Source organism: Pseudochrobactrum asaccharolyticum (genome assembly GCF_003314995.1).
In the GTDB taxonomy this organism is placed as follows: Bacteria; Pseudomonadota; Alphaproteobacteria; order Rhizobiales; family Rhizobiaceae; genus Pseudochrobactrum; species Pseudochrobactrum asaccharolyticum.
Genome location: NZ_QNRH01000005.1, coordinates 135,222 through 158,008, shown reverse-complemented (window position 1 = coordinate 158,008; position 22,787 = coordinate 135,222). Strand labels below are relative to the sequence as shown.

Annotated in this window: 20 protein-coding genes; 10 read left to right on the top strand and 10 right to left on the bottom strand. The window is 52.6% G+C overall.

Going from position 1 to position 22,787, the window contains the following annotated elements; all coding sequences use genetic code 11:
• Nucleotides 1-212: 212 nt before the first annotated feature.
• From DFR47_RS14480 to DFR47_RS14465, 4 genes are all read left to right on the top strand, one after another.
• Complete coding sequence (locus tag DFR47_RS14480; RefSeq protein WP_113945124.1) at nt 213-1,538, top strand: Re/Si-specific NAD(P)(+) transhydrogenase subunit alpha; 1,326 nt, start codon at nt 213-215, stop codon at nt 1,536-1,538.
• Nucleotides 1,535-1,951, top strand: coding sequence for a proton-translocating transhydrogenase family protein (locus tag DFR47_RS14475; protein ID WP_113945123.1), 417 nt, complete (start codon nt 1,535-1,537; stop codon nt 1,949-1,951). Before DFR47_RS14480 ends, DFR47_RS14475 begins: the two co-directional genes overlap by 4 nt.
• Nucleotides 1,952-1,962: 11 nt before the next feature.
• Complete coding sequence (locus tag DFR47_RS14470) at nt 1,963-3,363, top strand: NAD(P)(+) transhydrogenase (Re/Si-specific) subunit beta (protein ID WP_113945122.1); 1,401 nt, start codon at nt 1,963-1,965, stop codon at nt 3,361-3,363.
• Between the two features lie 263 nt (nt 3,364-3,626).
• Nucleotides 3,627-4,313, top strand: a complete 687-nt coding sequence (locus DFR47_RS14465) for an ATP-dependent Clp protease proteolytic subunit (RefSeq protein ID WP_113945121.1) — start codon at nt 3,627-3,629, stop codon at nt 4,311-4,313.
• Nucleotides 4,314-4,356: 43 nt separating this feature from the next.
• Here the strand turns inward: DFR47_RS14465 and DFR47_RS14460 are convergent, their stop codons facing one another.
• On the bottom strand, nt 4,357-5,676 hold the full coding sequence (locus tag DFR47_RS14460; RefSeq protein ID WP_113945120.1) for an NAD(P)H-dependent oxidoreductase: 1,320 nt from the start codon (nt 5,674-5,676) through the stop codon (nt 4,357-4,359).
• A gap of 130 nt (nt 5,677-5,806) precedes the next feature.
• Here DFR47_RS14460 and DFR47_RS14455 point away from each other — a divergent pair, with 130 nt between their 5' ends.
• The gene (locus DFR47_RS14455) at nt 5,807-6,478 is read left to right on the top strand and encodes an HAD family hydrolase (protein WP_113945119.1); all 672 of its coding nucleotides are present in this window, start codon (nt 5,807-5,809) and stop codon (nt 6,476-6,478) included.
• 31 nt (nt 6,479-6,509) lie between these two features.
• Nucleotides 6,510-6,980 (top strand): MaoC family dehydratase, encoded by a 471-nt coding sequence (locus DFR47_RS14450; protein WP_113945118.1) that lies wholly within the window; start codon nt 6,510-6,512, stop codon nt 6,978-6,980.
• Between the two features lie 239 nt (nt 6,981-7,219).
• Here DFR47_RS14450 and DFR47_RS14445 read toward each other — a convergent pair whose 3' ends face one another.
• The 5 genes from DFR47_RS14445 to DFR47_RS14425 form a co-directional block, all read right to left on the bottom strand.
• Complete coding sequence (locus DFR47_RS14445) at nt 7,220-8,386, bottom strand: alpha/beta hydrolase (RefSeq protein WP_113945117.1); 1,167 nt, start codon at nt 8,384-8,386, stop codon at nt 7,220-7,222.
• 181 nt (nt 8,387-8,567) lie between these two features.
• The gene (locus DFR47_RS14440) at nt 8,568-9,125 is read right to left on the bottom strand and encodes a sarcosine oxidase subunit gamma (RefSeq protein WP_113945116.1); all 558 of its coding nucleotides are present in this window, start codon (nt 9,123-9,125) and stop codon (nt 8,568-8,570) included.
• Nucleotides 9,118-12,111 (bottom strand): sarcosine oxidase subunit alpha, encoded by a 2,994-nt coding sequence (locus tag DFR47_RS14435; RefSeq protein ID WP_113945115.1) that lies wholly within the window; start codon nt 12,109-12,111, stop codon nt 9,118-9,120. Before DFR47_RS14435 ends, DFR47_RS14440 begins: the two co-directional genes overlap by 8 nt.
• Nucleotides 12,108-12,434, bottom strand: coding sequence for a sarcosine oxidase subunit delta (locus DFR47_RS14430; RefSeq protein ID WP_113945114.1), 327 nt, complete (start codon nt 12,432-12,434; stop codon nt 12,108-12,110). The genes DFR47_RS14435 and DFR47_RS14430 overlap by 4 nt, the downstream gene beginning before the upstream one ends.
• A gap of 16 nt (nt 12,435-12,450) precedes the next feature.
• On the bottom strand, nt 12,451-13,704 hold the full coding sequence (locus DFR47_RS14425; RefSeq protein WP_113945219.1) for a sarcosine oxidase subunit beta family protein: 1,254 nt from the start codon (nt 13,702-13,704) through the stop codon (nt 12,451-12,453).
• Between the two features lie 557 nt (nt 13,705-14,261).
• On the opposite strand from DFR47_RS14425, the gene rpsU reads away from it, so the two are divergent.
• The 3 genes from rpsU to DFR47_RS14410 all read left to right on the top strand — a co-directional run bounded on the left by rpsU (nt 14,262) and on the right by DFR47_RS14410 (nt 16,278).
• Entirely contained in the window at nt 14,262-14,492 is a 231-nt protein-coding gene (rpsU, locus tag DFR47_RS14420; RefSeq protein WP_022712514.1) for a 30S ribosomal protein S21, read from the top strand.
• A 415-nt stretch (nt 14,493-14,907) separates the two neighbouring features.
• Nucleotides 14,908-15,765: a tetratricopeptide repeat protein gene (locus tag DFR47_RS14415; RefSeq protein ID WP_113945113.1), complete on the top strand. Its 858-nt coding sequence runs from the start codon at nt 14,908-14,910 to the stop codon at nt 15,763-15,765.
• Between the two features lie 102 nt (nt 15,766-15,867).
• Entirely contained in the window at nt 15,868-16,278 is a 411-nt protein-coding gene (locus DFR47_RS14410) for a VOC family protein (RefSeq protein ID WP_113945112.1), read from the top strand.
• Nucleotides 16,279-16,476: 198 nt separating this feature from the next.
• On the opposite strand, the gene DFR47_RS14405 is transcribed toward DFR47_RS14410, so the two are convergent.
• The 4 genes from DFR47_RS14405 to pbpC form a co-directional block, all read right to left on the bottom strand.
• On the bottom strand, nt 16,477-17,142 hold the full coding sequence (locus DFR47_RS14405) for a methionine ABC transporter permease (protein ID WP_113945218.1): 666 nt from the start codon (nt 17,140-17,142) through the stop codon (nt 16,477-16,479).
• Nucleotides 17,123-18,139, bottom strand: a complete 1,017-nt coding sequence (locus DFR47_RS14400) for an ATP-binding cassette domain-containing protein (protein WP_113945217.1) — start codon at nt 18,137-18,139, stop codon at nt 17,123-17,125. Before DFR47_RS14400 ends, DFR47_RS14405 begins: the two co-directional genes overlap by 20 nt.
• A gap of 246 nt (nt 18,140-18,385) precedes the next feature.
• Nucleotides 18,386-19,237, bottom strand: a complete 852-nt coding sequence (locus tag DFR47_RS14395) for a MetQ/NlpA family ABC transporter substrate-binding protein (RefSeq protein ID WP_113945111.1) — start codon at nt 19,235-19,237, stop codon at nt 18,386-18,388.
• Nucleotides 19,238-19,601: 364 nt separating this feature from the next.
• Nucleotides 19,602-21,674 (bottom strand): penicillin-binding protein 1C, encoded by a 2,073-nt coding sequence (pbpC, locus tag DFR47_RS14390; protein WP_113945216.1) that lies wholly within the window; start codon nt 21,672-21,674, stop codon nt 19,602-19,604.
• Between the two features lie 148 nt (nt 21,675-21,822).
• Here pbpC and DFR47_RS14385 point away from each other — a divergent pair, with 148 nt between their 5' ends.
• Nucleotides 21,823-22,722 (top strand): LysR family transcriptional regulator, encoded by a 900-nt coding sequence (locus tag DFR47_RS14385; protein WP_113945110.1) that lies wholly within the window; start codon nt 21,823-21,825, stop codon nt 22,720-22,722.
• Nucleotides 22,723-22,787 lie beyond the last annotated feature (65 nt).

Here is a 22,787-nt window from a genome sequence, read left to right as displayed (position 1 = left end):
TTCAGGGCGGTATAATTTTTAAGCATTATGGGGTGCTCACGGGTCAGTAAGGCTGACTTAAATGCGTATTTTCGATCACATCAGAGATTTTTTGCATATTAACTATTGCGGCCTGATTTTTCCGTGATTTACTGCGCTCGTCTAAAATTGTGCCTGGTGAGGAAGCCGGGCAGATTTTGACTTGATTGGGGATAAGGAAAGTGAGGGCAGTTTTGTCTCAGGTAATATTCATTCCTGTTGAAACTGATCCGGTTGAAACACGGGTGGCGGCGACGCCGGAAACCGTGAAGAAGCTGATTAGTTACGGATTTAAGATCATTGTCGAAAGTGCTGCAGGTACGCAGTCCCGCATTACCGATCAGGCCTATGCTGAGGCCGGTGCTACGATTGGTAAAACCACCGATATTAAAACCGCAGATATTATTCTTAAATTACGCCGCCCCTCACAGACCGAATTGAAAAATTACAAGATCGGTGCGGTGCTGATCGCAATGCTTGATCCTTATGGTCATGAGGATAGTGTTGCTGCGATCGCACAGGCTGGCCTGACAGCTTTTACGATGGAGTTCATGCCGCGTATTACCCGTGCGCAGGTTATGGATGTGCTGTCGTCGCAGGCTAACCTTGCCGGTTATCAGGCGGTGATTGATGCAGCGTCAGAATATGACCGCGCAATGCCGATGATGATGACAGCTGCGGGGACTGTGCCAGCTGCCAAAGTCTTTGTCATGGGGGCGGGTGTTGCTGGTCTGCAGGCAATTGCGACTGCACGACGTCTCGGTGCTGTGGTTACGGCGACGGACGTGCGTCCGGCAGCGAAAGAGCAGGTTGCGTCGCTCGGTGCGAAATTTGTGGCCGTTGAGGACGAAGAATTTAAAGCGGCTGAAACCGCCGGTGGCTATGCCAAGGAAATGTCGAAAGACTATCAGGCAAAGCAGGCGGCACTCGTGGCTGACCATATTGCCAAGCAGGATATTGTGATCACGACGGCGCTTATTCCGGGGCGTGCTGCACCAAAACTGGTCAGTGCGGCGATGGTTGCCAGTATGAAACCGGGCTCTGTGCTGGTTGATCTGGCGGTTGAACGCGGCGGTAATGTGGAAGGTGCCGTTGCCGGACAGGTGACGACAAAAGACGGTGTGAAAATTGTCGGTCATATGAATACAGCCGGTCGTATTGCTGCATCTGCTTCGCAGCTTTACGCCCGCAATCTGTTCGCTTTCCTTGAGACGTTGATCGACAAAGAGACCAAGCAGGTTGTCATTAATCTTGAGGATGAACTCGTTAAAGCAACGGCACTGACCCATCAGGGAGCCATTGTGCATCCGGCATTTGCCAATGTGGCTGTCGTCGCGGAAAAAGCTGAACCGGTCAAGAAAGCAGAAGCCGCAGCCAAGCCTGCGCCAAAGAAAGCGCCGGTGAAAAAAGCTGCGCCGAAGAAGCCGGTAACAGCAAAAGAGACGGCAAAACCGGCTGTTAAAACCACTGTGCGCAAGAAGACCGGAACAGAGGCCGGAAATAAAGGAGATGAGGCATGAGTGCGGATTCTTTGAATGAGGCACTGGGCGGTCTCGATAAAGCCGTTGAAAATCTGAGGGCTGCTGCGGAAAGTCTGGGCAGTTCAGACTCAATCAGTAATGCTGTGCATGTTGCCAGCGGTGGTGTGATTGATCCTTTTGTGTTTCAGCTGGCGATCTTTGTATTGTCGATCTTTGTCGGCTATTACGTCGTCTGGTCGGTAACACCTGCTTTGCACACGCCTTTGATGGCGGTGACCAATGCGATTTCCTCGGTGATTGTTGTCGGCGCACTGTTAGCCGTCGGGCTTTCCCTGTCCGGCTGGGCAACAGGTTTTGGCTTTGTTGCTCTGGTGCTGGCCAGCGTCAATATCTTTGGCGGCTTTCTGGTCACACAACGCATGCTCGCCATGTATAAGAAAAAAGATAAGTGAGGGGCTTGGATATGAGTGTTAATCTGGCAGCCTTTTTTTATCTCGTTTCCGGCGTGCTGTTTATTCTGGCATTGCGCGGGCTTTCTCATCCGACGACCAGCCGTCAGGGCAATTTTTACGGCATGCTCGGTATGGGCATTGCCATTGTCACGACGCTGGTATTGGCACAGCCGTCCTTTAAAGGCCTAGCGCTGATTGTATTAGGTTTGGTGATCGGTGGCGGTATCGGTGCCGTTGTGGCCAAGCGCATTGCGATGACAGCCATGCCGCAGCTGGTGGCTTTTTTCCACTCGCTGGTTGGTCTTGCAGCCGTGATGGTGGCCGCTGCGGCTCTCTATTCGCCGCATTCTTTCGGCATTGGTGAAGTTGGCACTATCCATGCGCAGGCGCTGGTGGAAATGTCGCTCGGTGTGGCTATCGGTGCGATTACCTTTACCGGATCTATTATTGCCTATCTCAAGCTGGACGGACGCATGTCGGGTAAGCCGATCATGCTGCCGTCGCGCCATGTGATCAATGCAGTATTAGCGATTGCTATTGTGGTGCTGGTTGTGGCGCTGGCAATGACCGAGAGCTATCTGGTGTTCTGGGCGATTGTCGTGTTGTCGCTGTTGTTCGGCGTGCTGATTATTATTCCGATTGGTGGCGCGGATATGCCGGTGGTTGTGTCAATGCTCAACTCCTATTCCGGCTGGGCTGCGGCGGGTATCGGCTTTACGCTGGGCAATCTGGCGCTGATTATCACCGGTGCGCTGGTTGGGTCTTCCGGTGCGATCCTGTCTTATATTATGTGTAAGGGCATGAACCGCTCGTTTATCTCCGTGATCCTTGGTGGTTTCGGTGGTGATACATCTGCTGCTGGTGCAGCGGGTGAAGTGGAGCAGCGTCCGGTCAAGCAGGGCTCGGCAGATGATGCGGCTTTCATCATGAAAAATGCTGCCAAGGTTATCATCGTACCGGGTTATGGTATGGCGGTGGCTCAGGCACAGCATGCGCTGCGTGAAATGGCTGACAAGCTGAAGGAAGAGGGGGTTGAGGTCAAATATGCCATTCATCCGGTGGCAGGCCGTATGCCGGGGCATATGAACGTGCTGCTGGCAGAAGCCAATGTGCCTTATGATGAGGTCTTCGAGCTCGAAGATATCAACTCTGAATTCGCACAGGCCGATGTGGCTTTCGTGATCGGGGCGAATGACGTGACCAATCCGGCGGCTAAGACTGATCCGCAATCTCCGATCTTCGGTATGCCAATCCTCGATGTGGATAAGGCAGGAACGGTGCTGTTTATCAAGCGCGGCATGGGCTCAGGCTATGCGGGTGTTGAGAATGAATTGTTCTTCCGTGACAATACCATGATGCTGTTTGCTGATGCGAAGAAGATGGTTGAAAATATCGTCAAGGCACTCGACTAAATCGTGTTCTTGAACGATAAAAGAAAAGGCGGCTTTTGAGCCGCCTTTTTTATTGTTGTTTTATAAGTGTTTAATGCTGATTTCAGATCGAATTTTGACCGTTATGATGTGAAATACTCGTGTCATTAAAGGTTTGGAACGGCTTGTTCACGGATAGATTCCGGTTTCAAAAAACTGTCCGCTTCTCCTAATTAATTGGGATTTTGATGATTGCTGATCTGCGCTTCAATGCCGGACATTTTCATTTGTGACATGAGGCGGATGTGAAAAAATATCAGCGGGTTTTGCAAGTAACAGCACTGTTCTTGATAACGGGGACGACGGCGCAAGCTGAGCTGAAAAACACCATGCCTCAGGATGAGAAAGTGCTTGAAAATGCCACTGAGGCAAAGATTTATTTTACTGCCGGTGTGAATACGAAAAGCGTCAGTGAGCTGATACAGGCCATCGATAGTCTGAACACGAATTATAAAAAGCTGGAAAATATCTATCTCTATATCAGCAGCTATGGCGGGGATATGGATAGTGGCTATGCGGGATATTGGGCTGTCAAAAGCTCGCATATCCCGATTACAACAGTGAACCTGTCGACGGTGATGTCTTCTGCAACGATGATATTTTGTGGAGCCAAAGACCGCCAGTCCCGTAGAGGCGGGCGTTTTATTATGCACCCGCCTTCTATTACTCCTCAACAGGGGGCTTTTCAGCCTGACCATTTCATGACAGCAGGCCGCGATCTGAAGGGTTATATCGAACAATTTACAGAAGTTTATAAAGAATGCAGCCGGTATTCAGATGCTGAGATCAGCACCTTGCTCTCAAGTGAAAATGACCGGAAATTTCTGCTGCCTGATGAAGCGAAAGAGAAGGGCATTATCTCAGATGTGGCCGCTCAGATTATAACAGCGCCGATCGCTTATTATATTACTGATGATGATAAGAGTGACTGAGTTCCTGCCCCTGAAAACAAATTCAGGGGCAGGTTACTGTCGTTTAAACGCCGTAAACCAGCTTGTCCTGACGGGCGCGTAGTTCTGCAAGGCGGGAACCGGCTGGCAGAGCGGCATTGTCATAGGTGATGAGTTCACCCTTTTTGATTGGTTTCAGCACTTTTGCACCGGTTAGCATGCCGCATGGAATGGCTTTGGCGCTGCGTGCTTCACCGGCCGTCATGATCCATGCACGGTAGCAATATTCACCGATTGCATCGAGTGTTTCACCCGCTGCCATATCTTTCTTGGCAACGGCTGCAACTTCCGCTGTCGGTTTGCTCAGCGGCACCATATCCGCTTTGCCGTACAGCACTGCGCGGGCGCAGGTGAGCGGCACTTCCAGCGAGGTCAGATGATACGGGCGATGGAAGGTGAAATAAGGGCCTTTGCCCATTTTCAGATCTTCCATACGCTCTGTAATGCGCGGGTGAGACATGTCGGCGACGACGAATACACCCGGTGCAACGCCTTTGCCGATCGTATAATCGACAACACCAACACGAGATAGCACGCCGCCGTCTTTTTCAGGGATGAGTGTTGAGGAGAGCTGATCCAGTGTGGCCGCAGGGCCATGCATACCGGCTTTGTCCGGCACTAAGCCGGTGGCATTGGCAATTGCTGCCATTTCCACCATGGTTTTGGAGCCGTCCACAAATTCCACCAGCAGGCGCACATTCATGTTACGGCGGGTGGCTTCTTCGATGTAGTTATCCGGAATAGCATCAATATTGAGCGGATTGTTCTTGCCTTTACCGGCGGCGACAATAGGGTGCCCCATAGCGGTAACAAATTCGATCAGCTCCATACAGGCGGAAGGTTCATCACCGGCACCGAGCGAATAGACCACACCAAGGCGTTCCGCTTCACTTTTCAGATAAGCGCCGATTGTCACATCAGCTTCAACATTCATCATTACGAGGTGCTTGCCGTGCTCCATCGCACGCAGACCGATTTCCGCACCGACTGCCGGAATGCCGGTCGCATCAATTACAACATCAATCCGGTCGTCATTGAGAATGAGGTCTGCATTATCAGTAACAGCAATTTTACGGGCTTCGAGCGCAAGACTCAGATCAGAGCCGGTACCAACTGCGCGGGCATGACCCTGTTCACCATAAGCAATTTCAGCGGCTTTGAGGGCGCGTTCAGGATTGTTTTCTGAAATGGCGCCAATCTCGATGCCCGGCATGTGGGCAACACGGGTAACAATGTCGGTTCCCATTTCGCCGCAGCCGATCAGGCCGATGCGGATAGGTTTGCCGGTATCAGCCCGGGCTTTCATATCGCGTGCTAAGCCGGTGAGAGCGACATTAGTAGCCATGATTTTTCTCCGCAAATAGTGTTTTGCGGGAGTGAGACCCGCCTGATAATGACACGTAATCAAGACTAGATTAAAGATCAATCAATAAGAGGCTGCATCAGTGCGGCATGACAGAGCAGGAGTAGTTAGAGTGCCGGATAGCGTAAAAAAGCCTGAATGGGATCTCGTGATCTTTGATTGTGACGGTGTGTTGGTTGACAGCGAGCCACTGGCAGCACTGGCTTTTCATAATGTTTATGCCCGTCATAATATGCCAATTCCTGATGGCACGGTAGCCAAAGGTGTGGGAATGAAGCAGGCGGATATTATTCGCCTGATCGGTGACCTGACCGGCCATTATCTGCCGGATGCAGCGCAGGATGATATCTGGCCGGAAACACATCGTGTGTTTTCTGAAGCCTTGCAACCTTGTGACGGTATTGCCGGTGTGCTGGAGCGCCTGAAAACCCGCAGTTGCGTGGCCTCTTCTTCTTCACCGCAGCGTATTGCCTTTAGTCTGGAAAAGACCGGTCTGATCAATGCGTTTGACGGTGCATTATATTCGTCAACAATGGTCAAACGCGGTAAACCGGCACCGGATCTGTTTCTGTTTGCCGCAGAAAAGTTCGGTGCTGATCCGGCACGTTGCGTGGTGTTTGAAGATTCACCTTTCGGCGTGGAAGGGGCGGTTGCAGCGGGTATGACAGCAATCGGTTATACCGGTGGCGGACATACTTATGCGGGACACACGGAAAAGCTTTTGGAAAAAGGTGCAAAAGCGGTTTATAGCAGCTGGAAAGAGATAGAGAATAACCTTCTCTGAAAGTGCGAATCCATCATAAAGGTCAATAGCAATGAAAGATGCGATCACTCTGGATCAGCTGCGTGAAGCGATCGGCACAGAAATCGGCTGCTCCGAGTGGCGGGTGGTGACACAGGAAATGATCAACCAGTTTGCGGATGCAACGGACGATCATCAATATATCCATGTCGATCCGGCACGTGCTGCGGAAACACCATTCGGCGGCACAATCGCGCATGGTTTCCTGACGCTTTCATTGCTCTCGACTTTGGCTTTTGAAGCACTGCCGATGCTACAGGGCGCAACCATGGGCATCAATTACGGTTTTGACAGTGTGCGTTTTATGTCGCCGGTTAAAACCGGCACCCGTGTCCGCGCCCGTTTCAAACTGGCTGATGCGGATATCCGCCCTTCGGGTCGTGTGGTCAATCATTATGATGTGACACTGGAAGTGGAAGGCATGGTTAAACCGGCGCTCACCGCGCGGTGGCTCACCATTGCCGTTGTCCCGCCCGTTGAATGAAGTTTCAGGCCAGAACGGGCTGCAAATGGCGTTTTTCTACACTTCCGATACTCACGTACTTTTAGTACGCTCCGTTTCGGTTCTCGAAAAACGCCATTTTCGCCGCGTACTGACCAGAAACGTGGCCGCGCCGTTTTAGAGCATTTCACAGTCAAGTTGGATCAACTTGACGTCGGGATAATGCGACAAATTAAAGAATCTAGAGCGGGCACTGTGATCCAACATGAACGTAAACCGCTCTAGTGTAATGTATCCAGCGGTGCTGGCCGATCAGGATACTCGGTCAGCAGGGGTTTAAGCGCAAAAGGCCCGTGCAGGAACATGCCGATATCATAGGCATTTTTCTTCTGGCTGCCGGAAATAAACAGCAAATGCATTTTGAAGAAGTTGCCCTTGGCCTGTTTGTAACGGGCTGGGGAATGAATGTGTTTGAACCGGATATGGCTGATCAGCGGGGGATTATTCGTTTGAATTTTCAGTGCCTTGGCAGGTTCTGAATTATAAAAATGAATAATATCCGTCAGAGCCTGAAACTCTGCCCAGAAAACCGGACTGTCATTCAGCAGCACGCGCACATCTTCCCGCAGGGTTTTGGCACGCGGGTGCAGAGCAATCATCAACAGGCAGGAACCGGCAGCCAGTAAAGAGACCGGCTGCTTGCGCAGAAGTTCCGGCTCGGTGCGCCAGACCTCGGCCAGCGCTTCAATTGCCGGTACTGTGCCGAGGCTATGCCCCATGATGATAACTTCATCCGCATCGCTGCCACGCAATTTCTCTGCAAGCATCTGTGCAAAGATTTGTTTGCGTTCCAGCAGTTTAGGGCTGTTGTCATAAATCCGGTCATAGGCTGCCGACCAGTCATCAAGCAGGTAGGAGATGAAAAGTTTTTCATCCAGTGCGCGTATCAACCCGTAGCAAATACAAAGCGCCAGCGGCAGTGACCAGAGCATGTGCAAAGCTGAAAAGCCTGCCAATACCGGTGCGGCAGTGATGCCGAGTGTTAAGGCCAGCATAGCCAGCACCATCAGAAACGGCCACAGGAAGAACATCACAAAGCGCCAGCTGGTACGGCCGTAGCGCCACAAAGTGCCGGTGAAGAGAATGTTCAGAAAGGCGCGGCTACCGGCAAACAAACGATGCGGCAGGGAACGTGCCGCATAATCGTCAAAAATATCAGCTGTTCCGAACTGGCAGAATTCGCTTTGCGTTTCCCAGTTCTCACCTTGAGTACGAACCTGCATGACACCGCTGCCGTGATCAGTGTCGATCATCGGTGATATTGCAGTTTTTGTACCCCATAGCTTGTCGAAGTCGCTCATAATCTTACGATGGCGCACACGGACAGCTTTGGGATGGAGACCCTCATAACCGGTAAAATTGATGATGAGGCGTTTTTGAATGGTCATGAACGGTGCTTGTCAAAATAAATCAGGGTAATGCGGCGCAGAAGATGCTTTAGAGCGCTCCGCTGTAAATGAACAATCACATTAAAGCTATTGATCTTTGCTCAAATAAAAACACCGCGCCTTAGGAAAGACGCGGTGCTTAAAGTGTAATTATGACAGTTTCAGGACGCTGATATTATTGTCAGACGGCTGCGTCCAGTGCGCCTTCACTCAATAGTCCGAAAACATAGGGTGCAAAGGAGCGCCAGCATTCCAGCCGGAATTCGGTTTCAGACAGGCGCCACAGCACAATCTCGGCCTTGCCGAAAATCGTGCGAGTTGCCGCACCAACCGGAAAAACCGACAGTGACAGATCCTGCGGGCAACCGGCATTGATGGTTGCCTCTGCGCCTTCGCCGGAAATGAGGATACCAATATTGCGGTGCGACACATCTGTTGCGGCGTGCAGGGTTTCAATGCCTTGCAAATCCGCAAAGGGTGACTGCCCGCCGGTATCAATCACCAGCCATTCGTCAGGCCCGAGCCACAATGCCGAGCGTTTGTCCTTGGTAGCGCTGTGTTTCGGCTTTTGCGGGAGGGTAACGCCAAGGACTTTGGACAGGTCGGCGAGGTCATTGGTACGGGCGCGGAGCGAAATACGCTCCGCCGGTTCTGCCGGAGTGATTTGCACCGAACCGTTACCAGCACGGCTGTTGCCCAGAACTGTGATGCGCTGTGCGATTGCTTCGGACTTAGACATGCAGGCGCTCTCCCTTTTCGTCAATAAAGACGGGGCCGGTTACTTCTACTTCAATCACACGATCCAGCATCGGCACGAACAAGGTTTTGCCGTGCAGATTAAATCCGTCATGCACCACAGCCATGGCAATGGAACGGCCAAGATTGGACGACCAGTAGGAAGAGGTGACGTGACCGAGCATTTTCATCGGTTTTGGCTGGTTCGGATCGGCAACAATCTGCGCGCCTTCTTCCAGCACAGTGTTTGGATTTTTGGTCAGCAGGCCGACCAGCTGTTTGCGGCCTTCCGCCACCAGATCGGGACGGCGCATACCGCGAATACCGACAAAGTCGGTTTTCTTTTTGGAAACAGCCCAGCCAACCGCTGCATCATGCGGGGTCTGAGTGCCGTCTGTATCCTGACCGACAATGATGTAGCCTTTTTCAGCACGTAAGATGTGCATGGTCTCAGTGCCATAGAGGCAGGCGCCCATGGCTTTTGCACGTTCCCAGACAGCTTCCAGCACAGACTGACCGTAATCGGCCGGGACGTTGATTTCAAAGCCTAACTCGCCGGTAAAGGACATGCGGAACAGGCGGGTTGGCACACCGCAGAATTTACCTTCTGCCACACTCATATGCGGGAAGGCTTCGTTAGAAATATCAATGCCTTCAACAAATGGCGCGATGATTTCACGTGCTTTTGGCCCCTGAACGGCAATCACTGCCCATTGTTCGGTGGTGGAGGTCAGCCAGACATTGAGATGCGGGAACTCAGTCTGGAGATAATCTTCCATATGGTTGAGCACACGCGGTGCGCCACCGGTTGTGGTGGTGACGTGGAAGCGATCATGTGCCATACGGCCAACCACACCGTCATCCATCACAAAACCGTCTTCACCGGTCATGATGCCATAGCGGCAGCGACCCGGTTTCAGCGTGTCCCAGGCATTGGTATACATCAGATTGAGAAACTCAGCCGCATCAGGGCCGACAACTTCAATTTTACCCAAGGTGGAAGCATCAAAGATGCCGGCGACGTCGCGCACGGTTTTGCACTCGCGGGACACCGCGTCATGCATGGTTTCACCGGCATTCGGATAGTACCATGCACGTTTCCAGTTGCCGACATCCTCATAAACCGCACCGTTTTTGACTTCAAACTGATGCAGTGCAGTCTGACGTGCCGGATCAAACAGATGATCGCGGGACGAGTTGATGAGCGTGCCGAACGTCACCGGCGTATACGGTTGGCGGAAGGTGGTGAGACCGACCTGCGGGATTGGCTTGTTGAGCGCTTCCGAGGCAATCGCCAGTCCATGCATATTGGACATTTTACCTTGGTCGGATGCCATGCCGTTGGTGGTGAAGCGTTTAATATGCTCGATAGAGTGCATACCTTCGCGCACGGCATTACGAATATCCTTGGCGCAGACATCGTGCTGGAAGTCGATAAACGCCTTCACATTGCTGTCAGGGCCTGCGCCGGCTGTCGTGCCGACCATGCCGCCGCTCCAACTATAGGTTGTTGTTGCGCTGACAGTGGTGGTTGCGGAAGTTTTGCCGCCGGTTGCTAGTCCGGCAGATGTGCCTGCTGCAACGGCCTCATCAATTGCCGCTTGCAGATCGTCGGTGCCGTTACAGGTGCCGACGCAGATGCAATCCTGCGCGTAAACATCCGGCAGAAAGCGCTGTTTGGCATCGTCAAAGCGCAGCTTGCCGCGCGATTGCGAGAACAGATGCACCGATGGTGTCCAGCCGGAGGAGGTGATCAGCGCATCAATCGTATATTTGCGGCCTGACTTCGCGCCATTGGTCGCAACAGTCATGGATTTGACACGCAGCTTGCCGCTAACACTCAGCACACAATGATTGGTCAGAACCGGAATATTCAACCGGCGGGCCTCGGTAAGCACAGCTTCACCCGGATGGGCGCGGGCATCAACGATCACCGGAATATCAACGCCTGCATTTTTAAGATCAAAGGCGGCTTCATAGGCGCTGTCATGGGCGGTGAAGACACCGACATGCGAGCCGACAGCCACACCGAAATGATTGAGATAGGTGCGGGCAGCCGAAGCCAGCATAACTCCCGGACGATCATTATTGGCAAAGACCATATGCCGTTCAATCGAACCGTTCGCGAGAATAACGCGTTTGGCACGCACCTGCCACAGTCGTTCACGCGCGGTGTTCTTCTCCGGCAATGCAACATGGTCGGTGACCCGCTCGGCCAGAGCTACGAAATTATGGTTATAATAGCCGAAAGCCGTGGTGCGGGTGAGAACACGCACATTCGGCATGGCATTGAGTTCAGCCGCTGTGACCTGCGCCCAGACAAAGCCGTCGTCACCATTGATCTTGGTGCCGTTTTCATGATGCAGGGCACCACCAACTTCCGGCTGTTCGTCGCAGAGGATAACTTTGGCACCGGTGCGTGCGGCAGCGAGCGCAGCACTTAAGCCTGCCACACCTGCGCCGACAACCAGCACATCACAATGCTCATAGCGGCCTGCATAGCGGTCAGGATCAGGTTCTGTTGGCGTGACGCCCAGACCGGCTGCACGGCGGATAATCGGCTCGTAGACCTTCTCCCACGCCTTTCTCGGCCACATGAAAGTCTTATAGTAGAAGCCTGCGCCAAAGAAAGGTGAGAACAGATCATTCACCGCACCGATATCGAAAGACAAAGACGGCCAGCGGTTCTGCGACTCTGAGTGCATGCCGTCGAAAACTTCCTGCACGGTTGCACGCACGTTCGGCTGGCGATGGGCTTTGTCGCGGGAAATATCCAGCAGCGCATTCGGCTCTTCCGGCCCTGCGGACAGAAAGCCGCGCGGACGGTGATATTTAAATGAGCGTCCGATCAGGTGAATATCATGGGCAAGCAGAGCCGAGGCGACGGTATCGCCTGCCAATGCCGTATAGGTTTTGCCGTCAAAAGTGAAGCGGGCAGTTTTCGCCGGTGTCAGACGGCCTTTGCCAGTAATGCGTTTTGAGCCGCTCATTTACCACTCTCCTTGGCCGCAACACTGTTTGTCTGTACGATTTGGCTGAGATCCGGTTTCGGCTCTCCGGCTTTATAGGTGAGAAGGAACCGGTCACTCACCGTATCGCGCGCGGCATTGAAGAAGCGGCCGCAGCCATGAATATGCCGCCAGCGTTCAAAAATCACGCCTTTGGGATTGTCGCGCCAATAGAGAAACTCAACGAATTCCTCGTCCGAAAGCTCGGTTATATTGGTAGGGCGGGCAATATGCGCATCATGCGCATTACGGAATTCCAGCTCCGAGCGGTCTTCGCCGCAATAAGGACAATGGATCAGTAACATGATTGGCTATCCTTATTCAGTGTGCAACAGCGGCGGCGGCAGCTTCGTCGATCAGACGGCCGGTGCGGAAGCGATCGAGTGTAAAGCCGGCAGCCAGCGCATGCGGTTCACCACGGGCGATCAGGTGCGCAAACAAATGGGCGGAACCCGGCGTTGCTTTGAAACCGCCGGTGCCCCAGCCTGCATTGATGAACAGGTTTTGCACGGGCGTTTTGCTTTGGATCGGAGCGCGGTCGATGGTGTTATCAGTGACCCCGCCCCATTGGCGCATCATTTTTACGCGGCGGAACATCGGGAACAACTCACAGATCGCATCCAGTGTATGGGTGATGATCTGCAAGCCGCCGGTCTGGGAGTAGGAATTATACTGATCCGTACCGGCACCGATGACGAACTCGCCTTTATCCGACTGGGAAATATAGGCATGAACCGCATTGGACATGACCACACATGGTACAATCGGCTTCATCGGTTCGGAAACCAGTGCCTGCAGCGGGGAGCTTTGCAGCGGCACACGTACATCGGCCATATTCATGATGACTGAGGAGTGACCGGAGGCGGAGACGCCGATTTTCTTGGCGCCGATAAAGCCGCGATTGGTTTCGACACCGCTGACACTGCCGTCTGTATTGCGGCGAATACCCAGCACTTCGCAATTCTGGATGATATGGACGCCACGGTCGGAAGCCGCGCGTGCATAACCCCATGCAACCGCATCGTGACGAGCAACACCGCCGCGGCGCTGCAAAGCGGCACCATTGATCGGATAGCGGGAGTTTTGTGAAATATTCAGCGGCGGGCAATAGGCCTTGGCCTGCTCCGGTGTCAGCCATTCATTGTCGATGCCATAGAGGCGGTTGGCATTGACGTGACGCTGGAAGGACTGCTTGTCATGGATATTATGCGACAGCATCAGCACACCGCGCGGTGAGAACATGACGTTGTAGTTGAGATCCTGTGACAGGTTCTCCCACATCTTGAGCGAATGCTCATAGATATTCATGCTCTCTTCATAGAGATAGTTGGAGCGGATGATAGTGGTGTTGCGGCCGGTATTGCCGCCGCCGATCCAGCCTTTTTCCAGTACTGCAATATTGGTGATGCCGTGTTCTTTGGCCAGATAATAGGCTGCACCCAGACCGTGGCCGCCGCCGCCGACAATAATTACATCATAGCTGGCACGCGGTTCCGGTGAAGCCCATTGTGGCTCCCAGCCTTTATTTCCGCGCAGTGCTTCACGGGCAACTGCAAATACTGAAAACTTACGCATAATGTCCCCTTTTTGGGGGCGGAAGATTTTTTCCGCCGTTTCCATGAAAGATAAACCATATGCCGACACTGACTTTGCCATTTTACGACGGGTTATGGCGTATCATGTGGTTTTTGTTTGCAGAATTACTGCAAAAGCCGGTCAGGATTTCTTACTTGTAATCGAGGGAAGGACTCACTTCGTTTTACGTGGCCTGATGATGAAAATATGACAGAGAATCTCCGGCAAAATGGCTTGGATTTTTGACTGCTTTGAAAGAAAAACAACCCTGTCCGCACGCCAAAAAATCTAAATAAAATGTGATTTTTGCGATAAAAACTGCAATAATGAGGTTGATAAGGCCTGATCAGGGGCACTCTTGCGGATTCCGTGTGGACAATTGCGCCGGATACTGTTAAACGGCACTCGAATTTGCATCGGAAGGCCGTTGCGAAGTCTTAAGATTTCCAGCCATCAGACGGCTCCCTAGCGGAACTGCCAGACTGAGTTGTCTTCGAGGCTCACCGATGCCTTCAGGCTAAACTGAAAAATCTAACTGAAACGGAACGGGATTACACGTGCAGGTACTCGTACGCGATAATAATGTTGATCAGGCTCTCCGCGCTCTTAAGAAAAAGATGCAGCGTGAAGGTATTTTCCGCGAAATGAAAATGCGCGGCCATTATGAAAAGCCATCTGAAAAGCGCGCTCGCGAAAAGGCTGAAGCCGTTCGCCGTGCACGCAAGCTGGCTCGTAAGCGCGCACAGCGTGAAGGTCTGGTAGGCGGCGGCCGCGTAGCGGCCCGTTAATTAGCCGGTCGCTTAGCGACCAGTTAATTGCAAGCCGCGTAGCGGCTCGCTAATCAGACTGAACCTGCGGCTGTCTGCTGTATGGTTTCTGATCAGATATACTGATTAAGCAGCGCATGGTCTCCGGATCGTGCGTTTTGCTTTATGTGTCATTAGCATTTACAAAACATGTTACCCGTTCACAGGAATTGGTAAAATGTGTAGCTTTATTGTAAAACTTGACCATGCCAATATATTTGCATCGCTGAAAAACAGCTTTAAGGTGGGGTGAATATTCGCTTCCGCCTTTTTTCTGTATGGCGGGGCAAAGCTGTCGGGTAAGAGGCGATCATCGTCCGCGCCAGCCTTGAGATATAATATGCGGTTTGTCGCCTCTGTTCAGAGCGTTGGTAAACTGCTTTTGAGGAGTGCATGAATGGCATCTTTGGTAAGTGTAAGTCTGACGCGACAAGAACCGCGCCGGTTTGGGCGTAATATGCTGCTGGCCGCAGCGTCCTGCGCTGTATTGGCTCTTGCAGGTTGTCAGAGCACTTCCAACTCCATTCTGACGCCGGTTGATCTGGCGCAGGGCTCCAGCGAAAATATCGGCTCGCTGACGACTGTTATTCAAAGTAACCCTCGTAATCCTGAAAGCTACAATGTGCGTGGCTCTGCCTATGGTAAGGCAGGGCGCTATCGCGAGGCGATGAAGGATTTTGATACGGCGATCCAGCTCGATCCGAATTATTATCAGGCCTATGCCAATCGCGCGCTCATTCAGCGTTATCTGAAGAATGATGCTGCTGCGGTGCAGGACTATGGCCGCGCCATTCAGATCAATCCGCAATATGATGCCGCCTATATCGGCCGTGGTAATGTCTATCGTCAGGCAGGGCGTCTGGACGAGGCGATGACAGATTTTAACCGCGCAATCCAGCTGGATACAACGGATGGCCGCGCTTATCACAATCGTGGTCTGATCTATCAGGCACGCGGTCAGCACAAGCAGGCGATTGAGGATTTCTCGGCTGCTGCTTCTCTGCAATCGAATGCGCCGGAGCCCTATAATGGCCGCGGCATTTCCTATGCGGCACTCGGCGATTATGATAATGCCTTTGATGATTTCAATACGGCGATCGGGCTGGATGATAAGGTTGCTGAGAGCTGGGCTAATCAGGCGCTGGTCTATGAGCACCGCGGCGATAAAAAGCGTGCAGCGGCGTCCTATGCCCGTGCTGTGCAGCTTGATCCGCAATACAAGCCTGCCAAAGATGGTCTGAGCCGTACGCGGTAATGGTTCAGTTCTTAATAAACTGAGCATAGCAAGTTAAAGAGCCGCAGGATTCAGTATCCGGCGGCTCTTTTCTTATGGCAGAAGCTCTCTATATTATTGGCTATGTCTTTATTTGACCATATCGGCTTTGAGAGCCGGAATATTCCGGCATCCTATCAATTTTACTCCGGCAGCATGTCTGCACTGGAGCTTAGGGTGTTGCAGACGGCGGAGAACCTGTTTTTTGTCAGCGGTAATGCCCGCAGTCCCTTGCCGTTTTTGCGGGTGATTGCTGCAAAGGGTGGCGCTGCTGAAGAGGCAGAGCTTAAACCGGGGCAGCATTTGCACCTCAAATTCAGCGCTAAGAGCCGGGAGCAGGTTGAAGCCTTTTATCAGGCCGCATTGAAATCCGGCGGACGTGACAGCGGTGCACCATCCTATCAGGGGCCTAAAGAAATGGGATATTTCGCGGCTCTGGTCTTTGATCCCGACGGCAATACGGTTGAAGTCGGCGTTCACGAAAAGCGCACTTAGAGCATAATTCTCTAAACTTGAATTAGTTTAAGATGAAATTATGCTCTAATTTTAAAGTGTTAGAGCGACCTTTGTGTGCCAAGTCTGGCACACGGCGCTCTAATTTTATGAGATACCAAAAAGGCCGGTTTTCACCGGCCTTTGTTTTTGCGCATGTTTTTTATCCCAAAACCGGTGTCCACTTTTGGGAGACATGCTTTAGCGCTTAACGATACGCTTATCGACTTTTTGTACCAGACGGTCACCGATCCACTGGATCAGGCAGACAATCACAATCAATACAGCCACAACAGCCGCCATAATCGGGTAGTTAAAGCGCTGATAGCCATAGCGGATAGCAAGGTCGCCCAGACCACCTGCACCGATTGCACCGGCCATAGCAGAGGCACCGATCAGGGTGACGATTGTCACGGTGAAGCCTGCAATCAGACCCGGCATGGATTCCGGTATCAGCACTTCCTTGATAATCGTCCAGCGGCTCGCACCCATGGAGCGGGCGGCTTCAATCAGACCGTGATCAACTTCGCGCAGTGATACTTCCGCCATACGGGCATAATAGGGAATGGCTGCAATCGACAGCGGCACAATGGATGCCCAGGTGCCGAGTGCAGTGCCCATAATCAGGCGCGTGAAGGGGATCAGCGCGACCAGCAGGATGATAAACGGCACAGACCGGAAGGCATTGACCACTGCGCCGACAACGCGATTGACGGCTAAGTTTTGCAGCAAGCCGTTACGATCTGTCAGGATCAGCAACAGGCCGAGCGGCAGACCGAAAATCAATGTGAACAGGCTGGAGAAACCGGTCATGATCAGGGTTTCGCCAAGGGAGCGCCAGAGCAGATCAAGCATTGCGGGTGTCAGGAACTGAAACATATCCGGCAACCTCCGTTTCATCACAAATTGTCTTCAGAAAACCGACAGCCTTTTGCAGAGCTGACTGGTCATGCGCGGGGAGACCGAGGAATAATGTGCCAACCGGCTCTCCCTGAATTGTATCAATACCGCCATGAACAAGGCGGGCATTGAGGCCGGAGGCAGAGGCGATATCATTGATGATCGGTCTGCGGGCTGCTTCACCGGAAATGCGGATGCGGATGATCGCTTCATCTGCAGAGCGCTGATCCTGTGTCAGATGCGTGGCAATACTCTCTGGCAAAGCAGGGGTCAGCATTTTCAGCAGGTTTCTGGTTGTCTCTGCCTGCGGGCGGGCAAAAACTTCCCAGACAGGGCCTTGCTCGGCAATCTGTCCGTGGTCGAGAACAATCACACGGTCGGCAATTTTACGGATCACATCCATTTCATGGGTAATTAGAAGAATGGTCAGGCCGAGCTTCTGATTGATGTCTTTCAGCAGCGCCAGAATGGACTGGGTGGTTTCCGGATCAAGCGCGGATGTTGCTTCATCAGACAAGAGCAGGCTCGGTTTGGCTGCCAGAGCGCGGGCAATGCCGACGCGCTGTTTCTGGCCACCGGAAAGCTGTGCCGGATAATGCTGTGCACGTTCCGACAGACCGACCAGTTCCAGCAGTTCCTCAACGATTTTCTGGCGCTCGGATTTTGCAATGCCTGCAATTTTAAGCGGCAGTGCAATATTCTGGGCGACAGTCTTGGCAGACATGAGATTGAAATGCTGAAAAATCATGCCGATACGACGGCGTACCGGCTGCAGCTGACTTTCGGTAAGGCCGGTGATTTCCTGACCTTCAATGATGACCGAGCCGCTGTCCGGCTGTTCCAGCCCGTTAAGGCAGCGGATCAAAGTGGATTTTCCGGCGCCGCTGCGGCCGATAATACCGAGAATTTCGCCGCGTTTGACCGAGAGAGAAATATCATTGACGGCAGGTGTCGTGCCGAACATGCGTTTAATATTGGAGAGTTTAACAACTTCATCACCGGTCACGGGAGGCTGACCGGATGCGGAAGACAGCTTTTGCTGCGTATTCTTTATTGGAGCTGAAGTATTCACTTTATCCTCGAGCTCTTTCTTTAAATTGAGGCAATATGATCGGAGCAAAGTGCAAAAAAGGACAATACTCAGAGTGCAAAACGGTCCGGATAAATCCGGACCGTTACTATGCGCGGTTTAAGCGTGATAAAACAGCTCTTATTCCCAGGCAGGAATACCTGTGCCTTTATAAGCGCGGTCGAGTTCTGCCTTCACCGGCTCATTCTGGAAAGCTGCGATCAGTGGCTTGACCCAAGCTGCATCCTTGTCTTCAGTGCGGATCGCAATGAAGTTACGGTAAGGATTGTTTTCCTTAGCTTCCCAGCCGATGGCATCCTTCACAGGATCCAGACCGGATTTCGCTGCCCAGTTGTTGTTGACGACAGCTGCATCGAGATCATCGATGGAAAGACCGACAACACCGGCATCCAGTTCTTTGATTTCAAGCTTTTTCGGGTTTTCAACAATATCAATCGGGGTTGCAAGAATACCTGCATCCGGATTGAGCTTGATCAGACCTTTGCTCTCGAGAACACGCAAGGCGCGGCCTTCATTGGTAGGGTCATTCGGTACGCCGACAATAGCGCCGTCTTTCAGATCTTCCAGCTTCTCAACTTTACGGGAATAGATGCCGATCGGGAAAAGGGCAGTATAACCGGCAACAGAAAGCTTATAGCCTTGCTGTTTGATCTGCTCATTCAGGTAAGGCTCATGCTGAAACGCGTTGGCATCAATTTCTTTACGCTCCAGCGCTTCATTCGGCTGGGTGTAGTCATTGAAAATTACAGTTTCGATTTTGAGACCTTCTTTTGCGGCCTGTTCGATTGCAACTTTCCAGATGTCTTCATCTTCGCCGCCCATAATGCCGACTTTGATCGACTGATCAGCAGCCTGAACTGACAAAGGTGCAGCAAATGCAACGCTCATAGCAACAGCGGAAAGCAGCATCATTTTCATGCCGGTGCGGCGCGAAATTAAAGTTTTGACGCGGGCGATATCTAACAACGACATTGCTGTTTTCCTTATAAATTCGTCAGGAAGCGATCCTTCGCTTCACTGTTTTGCCTCACCAATCTCTCACCTGTTTGCTCTCAAACGGAGGCAGGCGGATTGTGTGGTCATATTCTTCACAGAATGGTGTCTGATAACAAGGAAGTTTCGACTACGAAAAAGATAATTTTAGAATATTTTTGCTTAATTTTTGATATTTACGAATAAAACTATCGCAGATAAATATATGTTTATATTTAGCATTGTGCGTTTCGTAATAAGTGGCAGAGGTGCGGAATCGGTTTTTATGGCTCAAAACAGCACAAAAACGCCCGCTATGCGTGGTGTATGGCGGGCGTTATGAGAGGCGGATGCGAGTTTGGTTTTAATCGATGAATACGCGCACACTGGCGGCACGACCAACGGCATCAATCACAGTCAATGTGGAATAGCCGGCACCATCCGGTTGCCAGAGGCCGGAACGCTTGCGTGAGGCTTTATCCAGCGGTTTGCCATTGGCAAGCCAGATAAACGGTGCGCGGCCGCCCTGCATCTTCAAAGCCAGCGGTGCGGTGCTGCCGTCAGGCTGGTTGGAGAGTTCAACCCGTGCACCTTCCGGTGGAAACAGGATTTGCGGCGGGGATTCCCGTACCGATGCACTGACAAGCGGTGCGAGATATGGTGTGAAGCGGCGCAGGGATACGGGCAACTCGGACTGCCGCAGCCGCATGGTGCCGACGGGGGCGGGGCTGAGCGGTGTAAAACCGACACCGGATTTGGAAAAAGCTTCAAACAGGATCGGCGCCGCCGAGCCATAGCCGCTCAAACCCGGAACCGCGCCATTGTCGGCACGCCCGACCCAGACACCCAGCACATAACGTCCATCAAAACCAACCGACCATGCATCGCGATAGCCATAGCTGGTACCGGTTTTGTAGGCGAGGCCGCGCTGCATCGAGCCAAGCGGTGGTTTGACGCCTGCCAGCACATCGGCAACCTGCCATGCGGCAGCGGGTTGCAGCAGCGGCTCTGCGGTAATGGTATTGGTGCCGTCTTTGGTACGGTCGTCGACGCCATTGGAAATGATAGAGGCTTTGCCGCGATTGGACAGGCCGGTGTAAAGCTGCACCAGATCTTTAAGACTGATGCCAAGCCCGCCAAGGCCAATGGCCAGCCCCGGCGTTTCACCCGGTGGCAATGTGGTTTTGACCTCTGCACGGCGCATCCGCACCATCAGACGTGTTGCACCGACACTGTCGAGCAGACGGACAGATGGCACATTAAGCGAGAGTTGCAGTGCCTCACGCACTGTCACATCGCCCTGATAGCTCATATCAAAATTGCGCGGGCGATAGCCGGAGAAATTGGTTGGCCGGTCTTCAATAATGGTTTCCTGCATTACCAGACCGTCTTCGAAAGCCAAACCGAAGATAAAAGGTTTGAGTGCCGAGCCCGGTGAGCGCTGAACATTGGTCATATCAATCCAGCCGGAGCGGCTGGAGTCAAAATAATCCGAAGAGCCGACTTCGCCAATAATATCACCGGTGATCGCATCGGCCATCACCATGGCGACGGAGATTTTAGGCCCAAGGCGCTTGGCGGAATCCATTGCCACAGTTTCCAGCGCCTGCTGCACAGAGCGCTTGAGCGTCACATGATGCACATTGGCTTGGCTATCTTTGCGTAAAGCGGTTTCGCTGACATGCGGCGCAAGGGCGGGCATGGCCAAGCGGCGTTTTGGTATGGCCAGATGTGCGGCGCGGTCTGCCTCATCATTACCGATCAGCGAGACAACGGCTAAGCGGTTGAGCACCCGATCACGGGCGGCACGCGCATTATCAGGGTAGCGGTCGGGGCGACGGCGCTCCGGCAATTGCGGCAGGGCAATCAGCAGGGCTGCTTCCGAGGTCGTGAGCCTGCGCGGTTCTTTGCCGAAATAGGCGAGGCTCGCAGCACGGATCCCTTCAAGATTGCCACCAAAAGGCGCAAGCGTCAAATAGGCATCGAGAATTTCTTCTTTTGACAAACGCCGTTCAATTTGCACAGCGCGCAGCATCTGGCGGAACTTGGCGAAAAAAGAGCGCTCTGTGCGCGGTTCAATCAGGCGGGCGACCTGCATCGACAGAGTGGAGCCGCCGGAGATAATGCGCCCGTGACTGGCAAGTTGTACCGCCGCACGCCCCATAGCGCGCGGATCAATGCCGGCATGGTCGCGGAACCGCTGATCCTCATAGGCAATCAGCATTTCGATGAATTGCGGATCGACATCTTTATGGGTGGTGGCAAGCCGCCAATGACCGGACGGAATAGCAAAGGCGCGCAACAGATTACCATCGCGATCCATCACTTCTTTGGATGTCTGGCGGACAACCTCCAGTGGCGGCGGAAAAGCCTTGTCGAGAATTTCGAGACTGGCCCATGTGACAGCCAAGGCAATCGCGGTGCCGCTCAGGATCATGAGCTTTTTGTGCGGGTGCGGTTTTTTGCGGGGCTGGGTATCGGCCAAAAGCTGTCTCCGCCTGTCTTGTCAGGCATAATCTCAGACGGCAGATTGTGTCGTCCTTATAATCTTGCATATAACAGAGCAGAAAATAACGGGGAACACTATGATCGACAAGCTGGAATATTTCATTGCGCTTGCACGGGAAAAGCACTTTGGCAAAGCAGCAGAAGATTGCGGTATTACCCAGCCGACATTATCTGCCGGTATTCGTCAGCTTGAAGATATGCTGGGAGTTATGCTGGTACAGCGCGGTTCGCGCTTTCAGGGGCTGACACCGGAAGGCCAGCGTGTTTTGGAATGGGCGCGGCGCATTGTCGGCGATGCACGCACGATGAAAGAAGAGATGCGGGCGGCACGTTTCGGTCTTGGCGGGCATATCCGTATTGCGGCAATTCCTACTGCACTGGCGATGGTCTCACAATTGACAACGCCTTTTCGTGAAAAACATCCGGATGTGACTTTTACTGTCATTTCCCGCACTTCTGTTGAAGTGCTGGCGGCACTCGAGAATTTCGATATTGATGCCGGAATCAGCTATCTGGACAATGAGCCGCTTGGCAAAGTTACCGCGGTGCCGATCTATCGTGAGAGCTATCAGTTGATTACATCGGTCGGGAGCCGGTTTTCGGAGCGTGAAAGTGTCACATGGGCAGAAGTGGGTGGCCTGCCGCTATGCCTGCTGACAAGCGATATGCAGAACCGTCGCATTATTAATCAGCATCTGGCGCAAGCGGGTATAACTGTGCAGCCGACATTGGAGTCTAATTCGATGATTGTGCTGTTCTCCCATATCCGAACGGGTAAGTGGGCAAGCATTATGCCATTGAATCTTTCCCAAATTCTGGGCTTTAGCGAGCCGATCCGTTCAATTCCGATTGTTGAACCGCAGGCCAGCCATAGTGTCGGACTGATTGCTGCGCAGCGTGAACCGCATACGCCGCTGATCGCTGCGCTTTTGCATGAAGCACGTGCTCTGTCCCGTATTATGATGCCGCTATCTTGATAGATTTTTTCTATTGATCGACGGGATTGCCCTATTGAATTCGAGCTATAGCTTTGATCTGTTCT

Excerpts from the sequence above, each read along its gene's own strand:
- DFR47_RS14440 (WP_113945116.1), bottom strand. The coding sequence starts at position 9,125 with ATGTCTAAGTCCGAAGCAATCGCACAGCGCATCACAGTTCTGGGCAAC.
- DFR47_RS14395 (WP_113945111.1), bottom strand. The coding sequence starts at position 19,237 with ATGTCGTTGTTAGATATCGCCCGCGTCAAAACTTTAATTTCGCGCCGC.
- DFR47_RS14475 (WP_113945123.1), top strand. The coding sequence starts at position 1,535 with ATGAGTGCGGATTCTTTGAATGAGGCACTGGGCGGTCTCGATAAAGCC.
- DFR47_RS14430 (WP_113945114.1), bottom strand. The coding sequence starts at position 12,434 with ATGTTACTGATCCATTGTCCTTATTGCGGCGAAGACCGCTCGGAGCTG.
- DFR47_RS14460 (WP_113945120.1), bottom strand. The coding sequence starts at position 5,676 with ATGGCTACTAATGTCGCTCTCACCGGCTTAGCACGCGATATGAAAGCC.
- DFR47_RS14400 (WP_113945217.1), bottom strand. The coding sequence starts at position 18,139 with ATGTTCGGCACGACACCTGCCGTCAATGATATTTCTCTCTCGGTCAAA.
- DFR47_RS14435 (WP_113945115.1), bottom strand. The coding sequence starts at position 12,111 with ATGAGCGGCTCAAAACGCATTACTGGCAAAGGCCGTCTGACACCGGCG.
- DFR47_RS14450 (WP_113945118.1), top strand. The coding sequence starts at position 6,510 with ATGAAAGATGCGATCACTCTGGATCAGCTGCGTGAAGCGATCGGCACA.
- pbpC (WP_113945216.1), bottom strand. The coding sequence starts at position 21,674 with ATGATCCTGAGCGGCACCGCGATTGCCTTGGCTGTCACATGGGCCAGT.
- DFR47_RS14470 (WP_113945122.1), top strand. The coding sequence starts at position 1,963 with ATGAGTGTTAATCTGGCAGCCTTTTTTTATCTCGTTTCCGGCGTGCTG.
- DFR47_RS14425 (WP_113945219.1), bottom strand. The coding sequence starts at position 13,704 with ATGCGTAAGTTTTCAGTATTTGCAGTTGCCCGTGAAGCACTGCGCGGA.
- DFR47_RS14410 (WP_113945112.1), top strand. The coding sequence starts at position 15,868 with ATGTCTTTATTTGACCATATCGGCTTTGAGAGCCGGAATATTCCGGCA.
- DFR47_RS14415 (WP_113945113.1), top strand. The coding sequence starts at position 14,908 with ATGGCATCTTTGGTAAGTGTAAGTCTGACGCGACAAGAACCGCGCCGG.
- DFR47_RS14445 (WP_113945117.1), bottom strand. The coding sequence starts at position 8,386 with ATGACCATTCAAAAACGCCTCATCATCAATTTTACCGGTTATGAGGGT.
- DFR47_RS14385 (WP_113945110.1), top strand. The coding sequence starts at position 21,823 with ATGATCGACAAGCTGGAATATTTCATTGCGCTTGCACGGGAAAAGCAC.